We start from the raw sequence: 15,496 nt of genomic DNA, 5'->3' as shown, positions 1-15,496 counted from the left end.
CTTATAGTGAAGTTGTAAGAAAAAACAACGAAACCAACATGAAGGAGAGAAAAGGAATGAAACCAACGAAACAAAAGTTAATTGGTCTTACGGCGATTCTAGGATTATCTGTACTTGCTGGCTGTTCAGGTGGGAAAGAAAAAGCTACTGAAAAGGGCAATGGTGACAACCTTGAAGGAGAGTTGACGGTTTATACAGCAATCGAAGAAGAGTTGATCCCAGTCTATCTTGAATCATTCGAGAAGAAGTATCCTGATGTTGATTTAAATATTGTTCGAGATTCAACGGGAGTAATCACAGCTAAGCTTCTAGCTGAAGGCAAAAACACAGAAGCGGATGTTATATGGGGAACAGCGGCCTCTAGTTTGTTAGCTCTTGATGAGAAAGACATGTTAGAAGGCTACACACCTGAAGGGATTGATCGTGTACAACCGCAATTTAAAGATAATAATCAACCAGAAAAATGGGTAGGAAATACAGCGTTTATGACTGGTATTGCCGTCAATACAGCTGAGTTGGAAAAGAAAAAGTTACCGATGCCAACATCTTATGAAGACTTAGTAAAGCCAGAATATAAAGGAACGCTTGTGATGCCTCATCCAGCTTCATCCGGTACAGGATTCTTAACAGTATCTGCTTGGTTACAAATGATGGGTGAAGAAAAAGGCTGGGAGTACATGAAAAAGCTGCATGAAAATATTGCGACTTATACTCACTCAGGATCGAAACCGGCCAAGCTTGCTTCCGCTGGTGAATATCCAATTGGTGTATCGATGGTGTACAGTGCCGTAAAAGAAAAACAAAAAGGAGCACCCGTCGAAGTTGTGCTTCCAAAAGAAGGATTAGGTTGGGAAGTAGAGGCGAACGCACTCATCAAAAAAGAGGAGAACAAAGAGGAGGAGCTAGCGAAAGCATTTTTAGACTGGGCGATTTCTGATGATGTGATGCAAGAATATTTTAATGCCAATGGATTTGCGACGATCAAGAATGATTTCCCAGCACCAGAAGGTTTCCCAACTGATGTAGTTAGTCAATTATTTGAGAAAAATGACTTGAAATGGGCCGCTGAAAACCGAGAAGCGATCTTAAGTAAATGGGAGAAGGAATTTGGTCAAAAAGCCGAGCCGAAAGAATAATAGGCGAAAGGAAGAAAAAATATGCAAGATTACTTGAAAATTGACCATATTAGAAAAGTTTTTGGGAATGTGACCACATTAAATGACTTGTCTTTTCATGTGGCCAAAGGAGAATTTGTTTGTTTATTAGGTCCAAGTGGTTGCGGGAAAACAACCTTGCTTCGAACGATTGCCGGTTTAGAGGAACCGACTGCGGGACGGATCTTTATTGATAGCAAAGATGTGACAGCCGTGCCTCCAGCTAAGAGAAACTTCGGGATTGTCTTTCAATCTTATGCCCTTTTCCCAAACTTAACGGCTTTAAGCAATATTGAGTTTGGACTAAAGGCAAAGAAAATGCCAAAGAAAGAAGTGAAAGAGAAAGCATTAGCTGCGTTAGAGATGGTCGGATTAGTCGATTTGAAAGATCGTTATCCTGCTCAGCTATCAGGTGGTCAGCAACAAAGAATCGCTCTTGCACGTGCTCTTGCTTTATCGCCTAGTTTTCTCTTATTAGATGAACCATTATCTGCATTAGATGCGAAAGTCCGAGAAAAACTTAGATTTGAAATTCGCGATCTTCAAGAAAAGCTAGGAATTACAACGATTATGGTGACACATGATCAAGAAGAAGCTTTAACGATGGCGGATAAGATTATCGTCATGAATCGTGGGGAAATTATGCAGATCGGTACGCCTCAGGAAATTTATCAGTTACCAGCTAATCCATTTGTTGCTGATTTCATCGGCGCGATGAATTTTATCAATTTACAGCCGAGCCATCCTGAAGGCCGTATTTTGGCGATACGTCCAGAGCATATTACTTTAACTCAAGGAGAAGGGATTTCCGCGATTGTTGAAAAACTCGAATTTAGAGGTCCAGTGTATAGAGGAATGGTCAAGCTTGAGCAAAATGGCTCTCCGCTACACGATAAGCTTGTATTAATTGACTTGCCAGCTACGATTGTCCACCAGCAGAAAATCCAACAAGGCAGTACATTGACACTTTCCATCGGTGAAAAGCAAATGCTGTCCTATAGTGAAAGGATGGGCAGTTAAATGGAATGGCTCGAAAAGAACGAGAAAGCGATGGTCAGAAGTCGTATAAAGCAGAAGGCCGGAAAAAATGAATGGTTGCAACGTTTACTTCTTCTCGGCATGATCGGCACGTTTCTATTATTGCTCGTTTTTCCGCTCTATCAATTATTTGTACAAGCTTTTTATGATAAAGAGGGCGTATTTGTTGGGCTAGATAACTTCGCCCACTATTTTTCATCACCAACGTTAGTACAATCATTGAAAAATACAATATTTATCTCTAGCATGACTACACTGATTTCTGTGACATTAGCTTTCGTTTATGCTTTCGCGCTGATTCGAGCAGCCATTCCAGGAAAAATGTTCTTTAAATCAGTAGCGATGCTTCCGTTGTTTGCACCAACGATGATGCATGGGATTGCCTTAATGTATTTGTTTGGAAATCAAGGGTTAATCACGAATGGCTTTTTCGGATTATTACCGAGTATGTCGCTCGAATTATATGGCCCAATTGGGATCATTATGGCTGAAGTCATCTATACGTTCCCACAAGCAGTATTAATTTTATTAATCGCCTTTCAAGGGGCGGATTATCAAATGTATGAAGCGGCAGATACGCTTGGGGCAAGCAAGTTTAAGAAATTTATGGCGATCACGATGCCTAGTGTAAAGTATGGGTTGATCAGCGCTGCTTTCGTTGTGTTTACATTGAGCTTTACCGACTTCGGTGCACCGAAAATTGTGGGTGGACAATACAATGTACTGGCCACTGATGTCTATAAACAAGTCATCGGGCAACAAAACATGGCCATGGGTGCGACGGTAGGACTCATCTTAATGCTACCAGCAATTTTCGCTTTCACCGTTGATCGGTTGACGATGCAAAAAAATTCAGCGGCGATTTCTGCTAAATCTAAGCCGTTTGTAATTAAAAACAATCGAATGAGGGATGCTCTTTTATTCCTATTTTGTTCGGTGATCTCAGGTGCGATTTTACTTATGGTATTTGCGGTATTGGTCGCAGCTTTCACGAAAGTTTGGCCATATGATCTGAGCGTTACTCTCGATCATTTAAATTTCTCTAGCTATACAGGTGACGGAATGGAAGCATTTAAAAATAGTACCATTGTCGCTTTCATTACAGCCATTTTAGGTACAATACTGACCTTTGTATTTGCTTACGGAATAGAAAAAATACGTCGGATGGCTGGGTTAAGAAAAATAAGTTATTTCTTATCCATCATTCCATTAGCCGTACCTGGTCTTGTCATTGGATTAGGATATATCTTTTTCTTTAGCCAGCCTGAAGTTCAATTTTTCTCATGGACCGTGTCGAACCCATTCCATTTCTTGTATGGCACGGTCGCGATTATTGTGATGGCAAATATTATTCATTTTTATTCTGTGTCGTTTGTTACAGCGACTACGGCGTTAAAAAAGCTAGATAAAGAATATGAACTCGTTTCTGAATCAATGGGCGTCCCATTTTACAAAACATTTTTTAAAGTAACGGTGCCGATGTGCTTACCGGCCATTTTAGAAATGTCGATGTATTTCTTCGTCAACTCGATGGTGACCGTATCAGCCGTCATGTTTTTATATTCACCAGATTTCAAGTTAGCCGCGATTTCGATTGTGAATATGGATGACGCTGGGAATTTAGCTGCAGCAGCGGCAATGAGCTCACTCATATTGTTAACGAACATTATTGTCAGAGCCTTATATGAACTATTAACGAAGTATTTAAATAAACGTGCGTTGCATTGGCAAAAAAGATAGGAGAGAGAAGAAATGGAAACAAACATTAAAGCAGTTATTTTTGATTGGGCAGGAACAACAGTGGACTACGGATGTTTTGCTCCTGTTCAAGTATTTATGCAAATTTTTAAAGAGAAGGGCATTGAAATCACTGTTGAAGAGGCTCGCAAACCGATGGGGTTATTAAAAATTGACCATATACGCGCCATCACTGACATGCCGCGTATTAAAGAGTTATGGGAAGCTACATACGATCGTCAGCCACAGGAAAGCGATATTGAAGAGATGTACGGCAGATTTGAAGAAGAATTGTTTGCTATTTTACCAGATTATACAACGCCAGTACCTGGATGTTTAGAACTGATGAAAAAACTACGTCAGCGAGGGATCAAACTTGGATCAACGACTGGTTATACGTCCGAAATGATGAAAATTGTCGCACCAGGTGCTGAAAGACAAGGCTATAAACCAGATTATTACATCACTTCTGATGATGTGCCAGCGGGTCGTCCATATCCGTGGATGTGCTACATGAATGCGATCGAATTGGGAGTATACCCGATGAGTAGCATGATTAAAGTTGGCGATACCGTCTCGGATATGAAAGAGGGTAGAAATGCTGGTATGTGGACAGTTGGCGTCATTTTAGGCAGCAGTGAACTTGGGTTAACGGAAAACGAAGTAAAAGGAATGGAAGCGGATAAGTTAGAAGCAAAAATTCAAGAAGTAAAAGAGCGTTTGCTAGCGGCAGGAGCTCACTTCACAATTTTACAACTGGCTGATCTTGAAAGTGTCATCGATCAAATTGAGCAACAACAAGTGGCAGGAGGCGCAAAGCAACATGGATAATCAACATTATTTATTATTGACACCTGGGCCACTGACAACGACGAAAACAGTAAAAGAAGTAATGTTAAGAGATTGGTGTACATGGGACGATGACTATAATGGACTTGTTCAACAGGTTCGCAGCAAGCTCGTTCATCTAGCTACGAAAAACAGTGAAGACTATACCTCTGTGTTAATGCAAGGAAGTGGTACTTTCACGGTAGAAGCAACAATTGGGTCTGTTATCAGATCTGACGGAAAATTACTCGTTTGTGTGAACGGTGCTTATGGGAATCGAATCGCACAAATAGCTAATATTCTTGGCATTGACACGGTCATTTGTCAGACCGAAGAACACGAGCCCATTTCTGCACAAAAAGTAGAAGAACTTCTGAAATCTCATTCAGACATTACACATATTGCCGCTGTCCATTGCGAGACGACGACCGGGGTGTTAAATCCTATTCAAGAGATCACAAAAGTAGCTAAAACATACGGCAAAATTACGATCATTGATGCGATGAGTAGCTTCGGTGGAATTGACATCGATATGGAAGATTGGCAAATTGATTTTTTAATTAGCAGTGCAAATAAATGTATTCAAGGCGTACCAGGTTTCGGATTCGTAATAGCGAAGCGAGCAGAGCTAGAAAAGTGTAAAGGCATTGCTCGTTCCCTTTCACTTGATTTATATGGTCAATGGGAGACGATGGAACGATTCAATGGAAAATGGCGCTTCACTTCTCCAACTCATATCGTTCGAGCTTTTTATCAAGCTTTAGTAGAGCTTGAAGAAGAAGGTGGCGTGTTAGCGAGACAACAACGTTATACAAACAATCAACAGTTACTAGTAGCAGGGATGAAAGAAGCTGGGTTTGTTCCTTTCATCGAGGAAAAGTATCACTCACCAATTATTACGTCTTTCTGCTTTCCTAATGCAGATTTTCATTTCCCTTCGTTTTATGAACGTTTGAAAAAACAGGGGTTTGTTATTTACCCAGGGAAGGTGTCACAAACAGATACGTTTAGAATTGGGAATATTGGTGATGTTCACGCTGAAGACATCAAAAAATTAACCGCTATTATTTTGGAAGGAGCTGTCTATCAATGAAAATCTTTTGTTTAGGTGGAGCAGGTAAAATTTGTAGAGAAGCAATTCTTGATTTAGTTCAATATTCTAATTTCGAAACGATCACTGTCGCAGATTATAATGAGGAAGAAGGCAGAAAAGTCGTTGAGTGGTTAAATGATCCACGAGTAGATTTTGTTCAAGTTGATGTAACGGATATTGATTCAACCGTTGCGAAGATGAAGGGCTACGATATCGTCTTAGACGGAACGACGATTAAGCTAAACGGACTGTCTTCCGAATGCATCGCTAAAGCAGGCTGTCATGGCATTAACTTAAATGGCTTTGGTGAAGAAAACCAATGGAGTGATGTATTTGTTGAAAACGGAAAAACATTGCTTCCAGGGTTCGGAATGACGCCAGGATTAACCCAAATGATGGCGATGCATGCAGCGAATCAATTAGATACAGTAGAAAATGTTCGAGTTAGTCACGGATCATTTCGTCCGATTGCCTTTTCTGCATCGATTACGGAAACAACCACGTATGAATATGATCCAGAGCTGCCGACAAGGGTTGTTTTTGAAAATGGTGAGATGAAGCAAGTGCCACCATTTGCGCGTCCAAGAACGATTCAGTTGCCTGAGCCATATGGGGAAACTGTTCAATATATTATTCCACATGCAGAGACGGTGACGTTATCAAAAGCGTTGAAAGACAAAGGAGTTCAATTAATTGAAACTCGTGGAACGTGGCCTCAAAAAAATATGCGATTGGTGAAAGCCTTATATGAATATGGCATTTTACAAAATACACCGATTCATGTGAATGGAAAAGAAGTGGGGATTATGGATTGTATCTCTCAATACTTAATCCAATCGGAAGAAGGGCAAACAACAGAGTTATATGGGTATTCTCTTCATGTAGAAGTGGAAGGAGAGAAAGACGGGAAGAAAGTCAACCATACTCTTTACCATACTCATCCTGCTTCAGATGGCTCCGTACCTGGATGGGAAAAACTCCGCGCCTACACGCGAAATGTGGCTACTCCTTTTGCGATCGCCGCTCAATTAATCGCTAGTGGTCATGTAGAGAAAAAGGGTGTGATTACGCCTGAAGAGGCTTTTACAAATCCGGCTATGATCTTTGAGGAGCTAGAAAAGAGAGGGATTTTTGTCCATGAGGAAGTGAAAGAAGTAACTCCTACTATTTAGTCCTTAATATGTTGAACTAAATAACCGTGATGGAGGACCGGCAATGTCTGTAATAAGTGAAGAAAGAAAGCGAATGATTCTAGAAAAATTAGAAGTGAAGGGCAAGGTCAAAGTAGCTGACCTTGCCGATGAATTTGCGGTTTCTACTGAAACGATTCGTCGATACTTAGAAGACTTAGACAAAAGTCAAAAATTAAAAAAAGTATACGGAGGAGCGGTCAAGGCTACTAATTCTCCGTTAATTGAGCCTTCGATGTTTGAAAGAAAGATTTTAAATATTGATGAAAAGAAAAGGATCGCTTATAAAGCAGCGACCTTCATTAATAATGGAGATGTCATCTTAATCGATGAAGGAAGCACGACTTTGCAATTAGTTCCTTATCTTCTTCATATAAAAGATTTGACCATTATTACAAATTCTTTTGAGTTTGCTAATCAGTTAATCGCCGCAACAAACAAGAAGCTATTCGATGGAGAGATTATATTTATTGGTGGAATGATTAGTTCCAAGCATTTTCGAACGGCTGGCCCGATGTCACAGGAAATCTTGAACCATTTATCTTTTGAAAAAGCGTTTATTTCAGTCGATGCGGTTCTTCCGAGCTTCGGAATTTCTTCCTACGATTTAGAGAAAGCAAGACTATCGGAAATGATGATGAAGCAGGCTAAACAAACCTTTGTACTAGCCGATCATTCAAAAATCGGAGAAAAAGGCACGTATAAGATCACCGGATTGAACAAAATTGACTACATTCTTTCTAACCAACATTCCCCCGAAGATTGGAAGGAATATTTGATCAATCATCATGTAAAGTGGATTAAGTGCTGATATGTCAATGTTTAATATGAAGAAGGTATACTAAAAACATAAAATAAAGAAGGAAGCAAGGTTCCCCTAACCTGCTTCCTTCTTTATTTTAAATTGAGACATTTCATAAAAGATTCCCATTCAAAAGAGTTTCTATATATAATAGAAGAAACTGATCATTTTTCATAGATTGGAGTCATTATATAATGGAAGAAAACATTAAGTGGTGGATTGAACGTTATCAGCAAGAAGGTGATGAGGAAGCGTTGGAGCAGTTGAAGGTTACTTGCTGGCCGATGATCGAGCCGCTCATTGAGGAGTTAACGAAAAAGCATGGAGCGGAAGTGGGGGAGCTTCTTCGTGAAAAGGGGCTAGAGCGTTTTGCGTTTATTTTTAGCAAATATCAGTTAAATGTGCAACTACCGCTAGAGACGTTTGTTGCGAATACATATCGGTTTTATTTTATGCAAGTATTGAAAGAACAGGCATAAGAAAAAGGTATCCGAACAAGTTTTGTACTTGTTCAGGATACCTTTTTATAATTAATGATAATGAATAATATCTTCTGCTAAGCTAGTAAAGGCTTCGCCGACGATGGATTCTTCATCATATACAGAAGTGCCGGTGTTTTCTTCTGGTTGAGCGAATGGTACTTGGGCAATGACGGCTGTTTGTAGCTGTTCAGCTAGTCTATCACCGCCACCTTGTCCAAATAAATATTTTCTTTCGCCGTTTTCTTCGTAGTACGCCATGTTTTCGACGACACCCATAATGTGATGTTTCGTATGTTTAGCCATCACTCCTGCTCTCGATGCTACATGAGAAGCAGCATTGTGAGGAGTAGTGACGATAATTTCTTTAGCATGAGGGATCATTGCCGCTACATCAATCGCCACATCACCTGTCCCTGGAGGAAGGTCTAAGAGAAGGTAATCCAACTCTCCCCAATGCGTATTGACTAAGAAATTGCGAATCCATTTGTTTAACATCGGCCCACGCCACATGACTGGTTGGTTATCCTTAGAGTAAAAGCCCATCGACATTACTTTTACGCCGTGGCTAGTAGAAGGAATCGCCGTTTGGTCAATCATCGTTGGCTGTTGTTTAATTTGCATCATCGCTGGAATGCTAAATCCATAAATATCTGCATCTAAAATGCCTACGCGTTTTCCTAAGCGAGCAAGGGCAGCCGCTAAGTTGATTGTTACTGTTGATTTACCAACGCCGCCTTTACCGCTCGTTACCGCAATAAATTTGACTCCGGAATCTGGACGTAACATTTTGGGCATGCCTGTTTCCGTTACCGCTTCTGCTTTGAGTGATTTCGTTAACGCTTGACGTTCTTCATCGGTCATCGCACCAAAAGTTAAAGAGACACTTACAGCACCGGTATGTCTAAGAGCATCTTCAATATCTTGTTGGATTTTCGCTTTGAGCGGACAGCCTTGAATCGTTAATACAACTTCTAGTTGCACGTGACCATCTTGAATTTGGATGTTTCTTACCATGTTTAATTCAACAATACTTTTATGAAGCTCTGGATCATTAACTTTCTCCAGAGCTTGTAATACTTGTTCGTTTGTTAGCATCGTGTTTATCCCTGCCTATTCTTTCAATCCTTTGCCTAGACCTTTCAAGAAGTGAACACCGAAGTTCACTGCACGGTTCACGTCTGGGTCTTTCAATACTTTCATCAAGTCGAACACGCCGACTTTTTCATCGTTCTTGATCTGTTTTGCTTCATCGATTCCAGAGTTTAAACTGCTCACGAGTTTTTTCGTCATTTCAGGGTCCATAGCAGTCATTACACCTGCGACACCCATAAAATGATTGATTAAATTCGTTACTGGTTCACGAGAGACTTGATGTAGAACAATGCCTGCTACTTCTTCTTTCGCTTGAAGCAGCTTAGTCGCTGCTTCAAGTGCTCCTACTTTATTTAGTTCTCCTACAATCGAGAAGATTTGATTCAACGCTTCTTCATTTTCTGAAAGGAGCGCTTTTAAATCTTCTAGTTTTTGTTCTTTGATTTGTTCTTCTGTTAGTTGTTGTTTTTGAATCGTTGTAATAGGTGCTGCCATCGATTACACTCCTTCCATTATTTCGTTGTTAAGTGAACGTAGCCTGGACGCTTCCATTTACGTTCTGCTTCGACACCGTTTTGCGGGTGACGTTTTTTGTAACGTGGATTTGTTTTTGGTAATGGTGCTTTTCCACCATCGGCTTTTAACACTTCTACACGCACTTTCGTTTGCTTGTAAGCAGGTGTGAACGTACAACGGTCAACAGCTGGACCTGTTAAGAAGTTAATCGCCGAGTCTTTGCTTACAGAGTTCATCGGTAAGAATAGCTCATTCTTTTGGACGCGATCGGTTACTAGTGCATTTAATTTCAACGCGCCGTATGGAGAGACTAAGCGTACGAGAGAACCATCTTTGATTCCGCGTTCTTTCGCTAACTCTGGTGATACTTCCACGTAAATTTCTGGTACTTTTGCTTGAATACCTTCTGATTTATTCGTCATGTTTCCTTCATGGAAGTGTTCAAGTACACGACCGTTGTTAATATGACAATCGTATTCTTCAGGGAATTCCACTGGCTCTACCCAATCATATAACGCGAAACGAGCTTTTTTATCTGGGAAGTTAAAGCCATCTACATATAGAAGTGGCGTGCTCTTACCATCAAGGCTACCCCAGAAGAAGCTATTCCAGCCTTCAAGAACTTCATAGTTTGCTTCTCCAAAAATAGGGGAGAGGCTAGCCATTTCATCGTAAATTTCACTTGGATGACTGTAATTCCAATTCGCACCAAAACGGTTCGCAACATCTTGAAGGATTCTCCAGTCTGGTCTTGCATCTTCAAGTGGTGGTAATACTTCATATAGTCTTTGAACACGACGTTCTGTATTTGTAAATGTTCCATCTTTTTCAAGAGAAGGAGCACCAGGTAACACAACATCGGCATATTGAGCGGTTCTAGAAAGGAAAATATCTTGAACGACTAAGAAGTCAAGTTGAGATAAAACATCATGTACATGGTTGGCGTTACAGTCAACTAAAGCCATATCTTCTCCGACAACGTACATCGCTTTCATTTTTCCTTCTTCAACGGCTTGAAGCATTTGAATATTATTTAAACCTGGTTCTGGTTTGATTTTTACACCGTAAGCTTTTTCAAACTTGGCGCGTGCTTCATCATTGGTCACACTTTGGTAACCAGGAAGTAGGTTTGGTAAAGTACCCATGTCACAAGCACCTTGTACGTTATTATGACCACGAAGCGGGTAAGCACCAGCGCCCGGACGACGGTAGTTTCCTGTTGCTAACAATAAGTTAGAAATCGCAGCGGATGTATCAGAACCACCAGTGTTTTGAGTGACACCCATTCCCCAAAGGACACAAGTGCCGTCTGCATCACGAATCATTTTCGCTACTTCAATTAACGTTTCTTTAGAAATACCTGTTTGTTCTTCAGCATACTCTAATGTGTATTTTTGAAGTACATCTTTGAAATCTTCATAGAAGTTGACGTTTTCTAAAATGAATTTCTCATCATGCCAACCTTGGTCGATCATGTATTTCGTTACAGCCATTAACCAAACTTGGTCTGTTCCTTGCTTCGGTCGCATAAAGATATCAGATCTCTCAGCCATTTCATGCTTACGAATATCTGCCACAATTAGTTTTTGACCATGTAATTTATGCGCACGTTTAACGCGAGTAGCTAATACAGGGTGTCCTTCCGCTGGGTTAGCTCCGACAATAATAACAAGACCTGATTTAGCGATGTCTTTGATCGTTCCAGCATCTCCACCCATACCAACTGTACGGAATAGACCGTCCGTTGCTGGAGATTGACAATAACGTGAACAGTTATCAACGTCATTCGTTTCAAAAATTTGTCTCGCCATTTTTTGAATTAAGTAGTTTTCTTCATTTGTGATTTTAGAAGAAGAAATGAAACCTGTTGATCCTGAACCGAATTCTTTTTGAATCGCACCTAATTTAGAAGCGATTAAGTCAAGTGCTTCATCCCAAGAAGATTCAACGAATGCACCATCTTTACGAATTAACGGTTTCGTTAAGCGCTCTTTTGAATTGACGAAGTCCCAACCGAATTTTCCTTTTACGCAAGTAGAGATCGCGTTCACTGGCCCTTTAGATGGTTGAACTTTCAAGATTTTACGATCTTTCGTCCATACTTCAAATGAACATCCGACACCACAGAACGTACAAACAGTTTTCGTTTTCTTCGTACGCTTGTCACGCATGGCTGCTTCTACTTCTGATACAGCCATAATCCCGCTGTAGCCTGGTTCTACGTCTTTAATTAGGTCGATCATTGGGTCAAGCATATCCTGCTTTAGGCCTGTCATAAATCCAGCTTCGCCTAACATGGATTTTTCCATTAAGGCATTACATGGACAAACAGTGACACATTGGCCACAGCCAACACAAGAAGAATCATTGATGGCAACGCCTTCGTCCCAAACAACACGTGGGCGTTCAGCTTCCCAATCAAGTGATAATGTTTCGTTGACTTGCAAGTTTTGACATACCTCTACACATTGACCACAAGCGATACATTGGTTTGGATCGTAACGGTAGAATGGGTGAGACATATCTACTTCTGTTGGATCCACTTTTGGTTCATATGGATACTTTTGATGCTCAATGCCCATCATTTCTACGGTGTTATGCAACGTACAGTTCCCGTTATTGTTGTCGCACACTGTACAGTAAAGTAAATGATTTTCTAATAAACGATCCATCGCTTCCGTTTGCGCTTCTTTCGCTTTAGGAGAAGCTAGTTGAATGTTCATGCCACTTTCTGCTTTTGTTGAACAAGAACGAACTAACTTTCCGTCGATTTCGACAATACAAGTGTCACATGTTTGAAGTGGGTCTACTTCTGGAACGTAACAAACTTGTGGATGGGCGATTTCATTTTGGTTAATTACTTCTAGAATCGTTTGCCCTTGTTTCGCTGAGTACTCTTTTCCATTGATTTTAATTTCAGTCATCTTTGTGTACCTCCCTTTTAAACACACAAAAAAATCCACCACGAATTGACATGTCTACTAAACATGCAAAAAATTCATGGTGGATAAGCTTCTTAGCAGATCTTACTAAAAGACCAATCCAGTTTTTATTTAATAAACCGATAGACCTAAAACATTGGAAAATATTCCGGATCCATCTGCACCATCGCTTATTATAGCTCTTTCCCAGAAAATAAACAATATAAACTATAAAACATCTTTTGTGAGAATAATTATCACAAACTTCTCCTTTAAATTTTAGCAAAGTTGATTTATCATTAACAAATTGTAAGGGTGAAATCGCTTTATCAAAAATATTAATAAGTATTTTTTATGATGGGAGAATGCCTATTATGTCTAAAAAAGTTCATGAATTCAATGATATCATTCGTAAACTTCGTAAAGATCTGTTTGGGAAAGGGCCGGAACGGATTCACACTATATTCGTTGAAAAGATGGCAATATCCACGCTTTATGGAAACTTGACACCGACAGAAAAATTTATTGCGAGTACGCCAGATGGGGTTGCGATGGTTCATGCAGCAAGAACGAGAATGATTCAAGAAGTGTACTCGAAAGCAACTCCTGAGGGAATGGAAGAATTAATGGGGGCAAAATTAGTCCATTTATTTTCCGATATCAAGATCGAAGAAGATATGGCAGTTTCCGTGTTTATTTTTGATAAAGATATAGATTAGGAGGTCAAAGATGAGGGAAGCGGAAGTAAAGAGAGAAATTATTCGTGTAGACAATGGTCAAGTAGAAAAGGTAGAAGATGTGATTGTGACAGAGTACCCGGTTACGGTGAAAATTAACCAAGAGGAGTTTGTCACAATGGTTTGTACCCCCGAGCATATTGAAGATATGGTGATTGGCTATCTTGCTTCAGAAAATATTATTCGCAAATTTGAAGACATTGAAGATATATCGATTCAAGAAAAAGACGGCTTTGTTCACGTAAAAACAAAGAAAGTAAACCCTTACTATCACAAGTTTCAAAATAAGCGATATATCACTTCATGCTGTGGGATGAGTAGACAAGGTTTTGTATTTGTTAACGACGCCTTAACGGCAAAAAAGATGGATCAAGTCCGCGTACAAATTACGCCAGAAGATTGTTTTCGCTTAATGAATGACATGCAAAACTCGGCCGTCACGTTTCAACAAACGGGCGGGGTTCACAATGCTTCTCTATGTGATATAAATGGGACAATCTTGAGCAGAATGGATATTGGGAGGCATAATGCGCTTGATAAAATATACGGATACTGCTTAAGAAATGATATCTCTATAGGGGATAAAGTATTAGTTTTTAGTGGGAGAATTTCATCAGAAATTTTGCTGAAAGTAGCAAAAATAGGATGTGAAATCGTACTTTCGAAGTCCGCTCCGACAGAATTAGCTTTACAATTAGCTGAACAATTAGGTATAACAACTGTTGGGTTCATTCGTCAGCAATCACTAAATATTTACACTTGTCCTGAAAGAATTAAGCTGAACTCATAATTTGAAAGATAGCTAACGATGAAAACCACTAATTTAAGAAAAGAGGTGAAGAAGATGAATACAGAAGTACAGGACAAGCTGCGTCGCCCTTTAAGAGATTTACGTCTATCAGTGACCGATCGTTGCAATTTCCGCTGTCGATACTGTATGCCTGAAGAGATTTTTGGAAGTGATTATTCTTTTTTACCTTCTGATAAAATTTTATCATTTGATGAAATGGAACGATTAGTCAAAATTTTTGTTTCTTTTGGTGTGAAAAAGATACGAATCACCGGTGGAGAGCCGCTGTTAAGAAGGAATCTGCCAGAACTAATTGAACGGATCGATCAAATCGACGGAGTAGAGGACATCGCTTTAACAACGAATGGAGCACTGTTGAAAAAGCATGCGGAAACCTTAGCGAAAGCGGGTTTATCACGTGTGTCTGTTAGTTTGGATTCATTAAACGAAGAACGTTTTTTAGCGATGAATGGTAACAGAGGAAAAGTAAAGACCGTGTTAGAAGGCATTGAAAAAGCAGCAGAAGTAGGTATGAAAGTTAAAGTAAATATGGTCGTACAAAAAGGGAAAAACGACCAAGATATTATTCCAATGGCTCGCTTTTTTAAAGAGAAAAAGCACAACCTTCGCTTTATTGAGTACATGGATGTAGGTAATTCGAACGGATGGCGTTTAGATGATGTGACGTCTAAGCAAGAAATATTGAATCAAGTGAATCAATTTTCTCCCATCGAACCGATGGCACCGAATTACAGTGGAGAAGTAGCAACTCGTTATCGCTACATCGATAGCGACCAAGAAATTGGGATCATCTCATCGGTGACCGATTCATTTTGTTCCACTTGTACAAGAGCGCGGATTTCTGCTGAGGGAAAACTGTATACTTGTTTATTTGCTACAGCTGGAACCGACCTTCGAGAACTGCTCCGTTCGGGACAAAGTGATGACGCTATTGCTGGAATTATCGAAAGCGTTTGGAGTCATCGAAGCGACCGCTATTCTGATGAGCGGACCAATCAGACCCGCCCGCGGACAAATACGAAAGTAGAAATGTCTCATATTGGTGGATAGAAAGAAGAAAATTTGATAACAAGAGGTAAATTGGAGGAATGTAGG

At 40.0% G+C, this 15,496-nt stretch carries 14 protein-coding genes; 11 read left to right on the top strand and 3 right to left on the bottom strand.

From position 1 onward, the window contains the following. Positions 1–56 precede the first annotated feature (56 nt). The 8 genes from CEF22_RS10515 to CEF22_RS10480 all read left to right on the top strand — a co-directional run bounded on the left by CEF22_RS10515 (position 57) and on the right by CEF22_RS10480 (position 8,321). Positions 57–1,136, top strand: a complete 1,080-nt coding sequence (locus tag CEF22_RS10515; protein ID WP_100402834.1) for a putative 2-aminoethylphosphonate ABC transporter substrate-binding protein — start codon at positions 57–59, stop codon at positions 1,134–1,136. Between the two features lie 21 nt (positions 1,137–1,157). Next, complete coding sequence (locus CEF22_RS10510; protein WP_100402833.1) at positions 1,158–2,174, top strand: ATP-binding cassette domain-containing protein; 1,017 nt, start codon at positions 1,158–1,160, stop codon at positions 2,172–2,174. Beyond that, a complete protein-coding gene (locus CEF22_RS10505; protein WP_100402832.1) occupies positions 2,175–3,932 on the top strand; it encodes a putative 2-aminoethylphosphonate ABC transporter permease subunit in 1,758 nt (585 codons plus the stop codon). Positions 3,933–3,944: 12 nt separating this feature from the next. Next, complete coding sequence (phnX, locus tag CEF22_RS10500) at positions 3,945–4,760, top strand: phosphonoacetaldehyde hydrolase (RefSeq protein ID WP_100402831.1); 816 nt, start codon at positions 3,945–3,947, stop codon at positions 4,758–4,760. Then, positions 4,753–5,850: a 2-aminoethylphosphonate--pyruvate transaminase gene (gene phnW, locus CEF22_RS10495; protein WP_100402830.1), complete on the top strand. Its 1,098-nt coding sequence runs from the start codon at positions 4,753–4,755 to the stop codon at positions 5,848–5,850. The genes phnX and phnW overlap by 8 nt, the downstream gene beginning before the upstream one ends. After that, positions 5,847–7,022, top strand: coding sequence for a saccharopine dehydrogenase family protein (locus CEF22_RS10490; RefSeq protein ID WP_100402829.1), 1,176 nt, complete (start codon positions 5,847–5,849; stop codon positions 7,020–7,022). Before phnW ends, CEF22_RS10490 begins: the two co-directional genes overlap by 4 nt. Positions 7,023–7,065: 43 nt before the next feature. Next, on the top strand, positions 7,066–7,851 hold the full coding sequence (locus CEF22_RS10485; protein WP_100402828.1) for a DeoR/GlpR family DNA-binding transcription regulator: 786 nt from the start codon (positions 7,066–7,068) through the stop codon (positions 7,849–7,851). 185 nt (positions 7,852–8,036) lie between these two features. Further along, the gene (locus tag CEF22_RS10480; RefSeq protein WP_100402827.1) at positions 8,037–8,321 is read left to right on the top strand and encodes a hypothetical protein; all 285 of its coding nucleotides are present in this window, start codon (positions 8,037–8,039) and stop codon (positions 8,319–8,321) included. A gap of 51 nt (positions 8,322–8,372) precedes the next feature. Here CEF22_RS10480 and CEF22_RS10475 read toward each other — a convergent pair whose 3' ends face one another. Genes CEF22_RS10475 through fdhF form a run of 3 tightly spaced genes read right to left on the bottom strand, consistent with a single transcriptional unit; the run spans position 8,373 to position 12,856 of the window. Next, entirely contained in the window at positions 8,373–9,419 is a 1,047-nt protein-coding gene (locus CEF22_RS10475; RefSeq protein ID WP_100402826.1) for a P-loop NTPase, read from the bottom strand. A gap of 15 nt (positions 9,420–9,434) precedes the next feature. After that, on the bottom strand, positions 9,435–9,911 hold the full coding sequence (locus tag CEF22_RS10470; RefSeq protein WP_100402825.1) for a helical membrane plugin domain-containing protein: 477 nt from the start codon (positions 9,909–9,911) through the stop codon (positions 9,435–9,437). 17 nt (positions 9,912–9,928) lie between these two features. Continuing rightward, a complete protein-coding gene (fdhF, locus tag CEF22_RS10465) occupies positions 9,929–12,856 on the bottom strand; it encodes a formate dehydrogenase subunit alpha (RefSeq protein WP_100402824.1) in 2,928 nt (975 codons plus the stop codon). A 371-nt stretch (positions 12,857–13,227) separates the two neighbouring features. Between fdhF and CEF22_RS10460 the strand changes: the two genes are divergently transcribed. From CEF22_RS10460 to moaA, 3 genes are read left to right on the top strand one after another with little or no spacing between them, the layout of a single operon-like run. Then, the gene (locus CEF22_RS10460; RefSeq protein ID WP_100402823.1) at positions 13,228–13,572 is read left to right on the top strand and encodes a Na-translocating system protein MpsC family protein; all 345 of its coding nucleotides are present in this window, start codon (positions 13,228–13,230) and stop codon (positions 13,570–13,572) included. A 10-nt stretch (positions 13,573–13,582) separates the two neighbouring features. Beyond that, on the top strand, positions 13,583–14,380 hold the full coding sequence (gene fdhD / locus CEF22_RS10455) for a formate dehydrogenase accessory sulfurtransferase FdhD (protein WP_100402822.1): 798 nt from the start codon (positions 13,583–13,585) through the stop codon (positions 14,378–14,380). Between the two features lie 54 nt (positions 14,381–14,434). After that, a complete protein-coding gene (moaA, locus tag CEF22_RS10450; protein WP_232726101.1) occupies positions 14,435–15,451 on the top strand; it encodes a GTP 3',8-cyclase MoaA in 1,017 nt (338 codons plus the stop codon). The last annotated feature ends 45 nt before the right edge of the window (positions 15,452–15,496 follow it).

The sequence above is a fragment of the Bacillus sp. FJAT-42315 genome, from assembly GCF_002797375.1.
In the GTDB taxonomy this organism is placed as follows: domain Bacteria; phylum Bacillota; class Bacilli; order Bacillales; family Domibacillaceae; genus Bacillus_CE.
Note: the sequence above shows the minus strand (reverse complement) of the source record. Positions and strands in the feature narration are given on the sequence as shown.

Coding starts and splice junctions, on each gene's coding strand:
- CEF22_RS10515 (WP_100402834.1), top strand. CDS start 57: ATGAAACCAACGAAACAAAAGTTAATTGGTCTTACGGCGATTCTAGGA.
- CEF22_RS10510 (WP_100402833.1), top strand. CDS start 1,158: ATGCAAGATTACTTGAAAATTGACCATATTAGAAAAGTTTTTGGGAAT.
- CEF22_RS10505 (WP_100402832.1), top strand. CDS start 2,175: ATGGAATGGCTCGAAAAGAACGAGAAAGCGATGGTCAGAAGTCGTATA.
- phnX (WP_100402831.1), top strand. CDS start 3,945: ATGGAAACAAACATTAAAGCAGTTATTTTTGATTGGGCAGGAACAACA.
- phnW (WP_100402830.1), top strand. CDS start 4,753: ATGGATAATCAACATTATTTATTATTGACACCTGGGCCACTGACAACG.
- CEF22_RS10490 (WP_100402829.1), top strand. CDS start 5,847: ATGAAAATCTTTTGTTTAGGTGGAGCAGGTAAAATTTGTAGAGAAGCA.
- CEF22_RS10485 (WP_100402828.1), top strand. CDS start 7,066: ATGTCTGTAATAAGTGAAGAAAGAAAGCGAATGATTCTAGAAAAATTA.
- CEF22_RS10480 (WP_100402827.1), top strand. CDS start 8,037: ATGGAAGAAAACATTAAGTGGTGGATTGAACGTTATCAGCAAGAAGGT.
- CEF22_RS10475 (WP_100402826.1), bottom strand. CDS start 9,419: ATGCTAACAAACGAACAAGTATTACAAGCTCTGGAGAAAGTTAATGAT.
- CEF22_RS10470 (WP_100402825.1), bottom strand. CDS start 9,911: ATGGCAGCACCTATTACAACGATTCAAAAACAACAACTAACAGAAGAA.
- fdhF (WP_100402824.1), bottom strand. CDS start 12,856: ATGACTGAAATTAAAATCAATGGAAAAGAGTACTCAGCGAAACAAGGG.
- CEF22_RS10460 (WP_100402823.1), top strand. CDS start 13,228: ATGTCTAAAAAAGTTCATGAATTCAATGATATCATTCGTAAACTTCGT.
- fdhD (WP_100402822.1), top strand. CDS start 13,583: ATGAGGGAAGCGGAAGTAAAGAGAGAAATTATTCGTGTAGACAATGGT.
- moaA (WP_232726101.1), top strand. CDS start 14,435: ATGAATACAGAAGTACAGGACAAGCTGCGTCGCCCTTTAAGAGATTTA.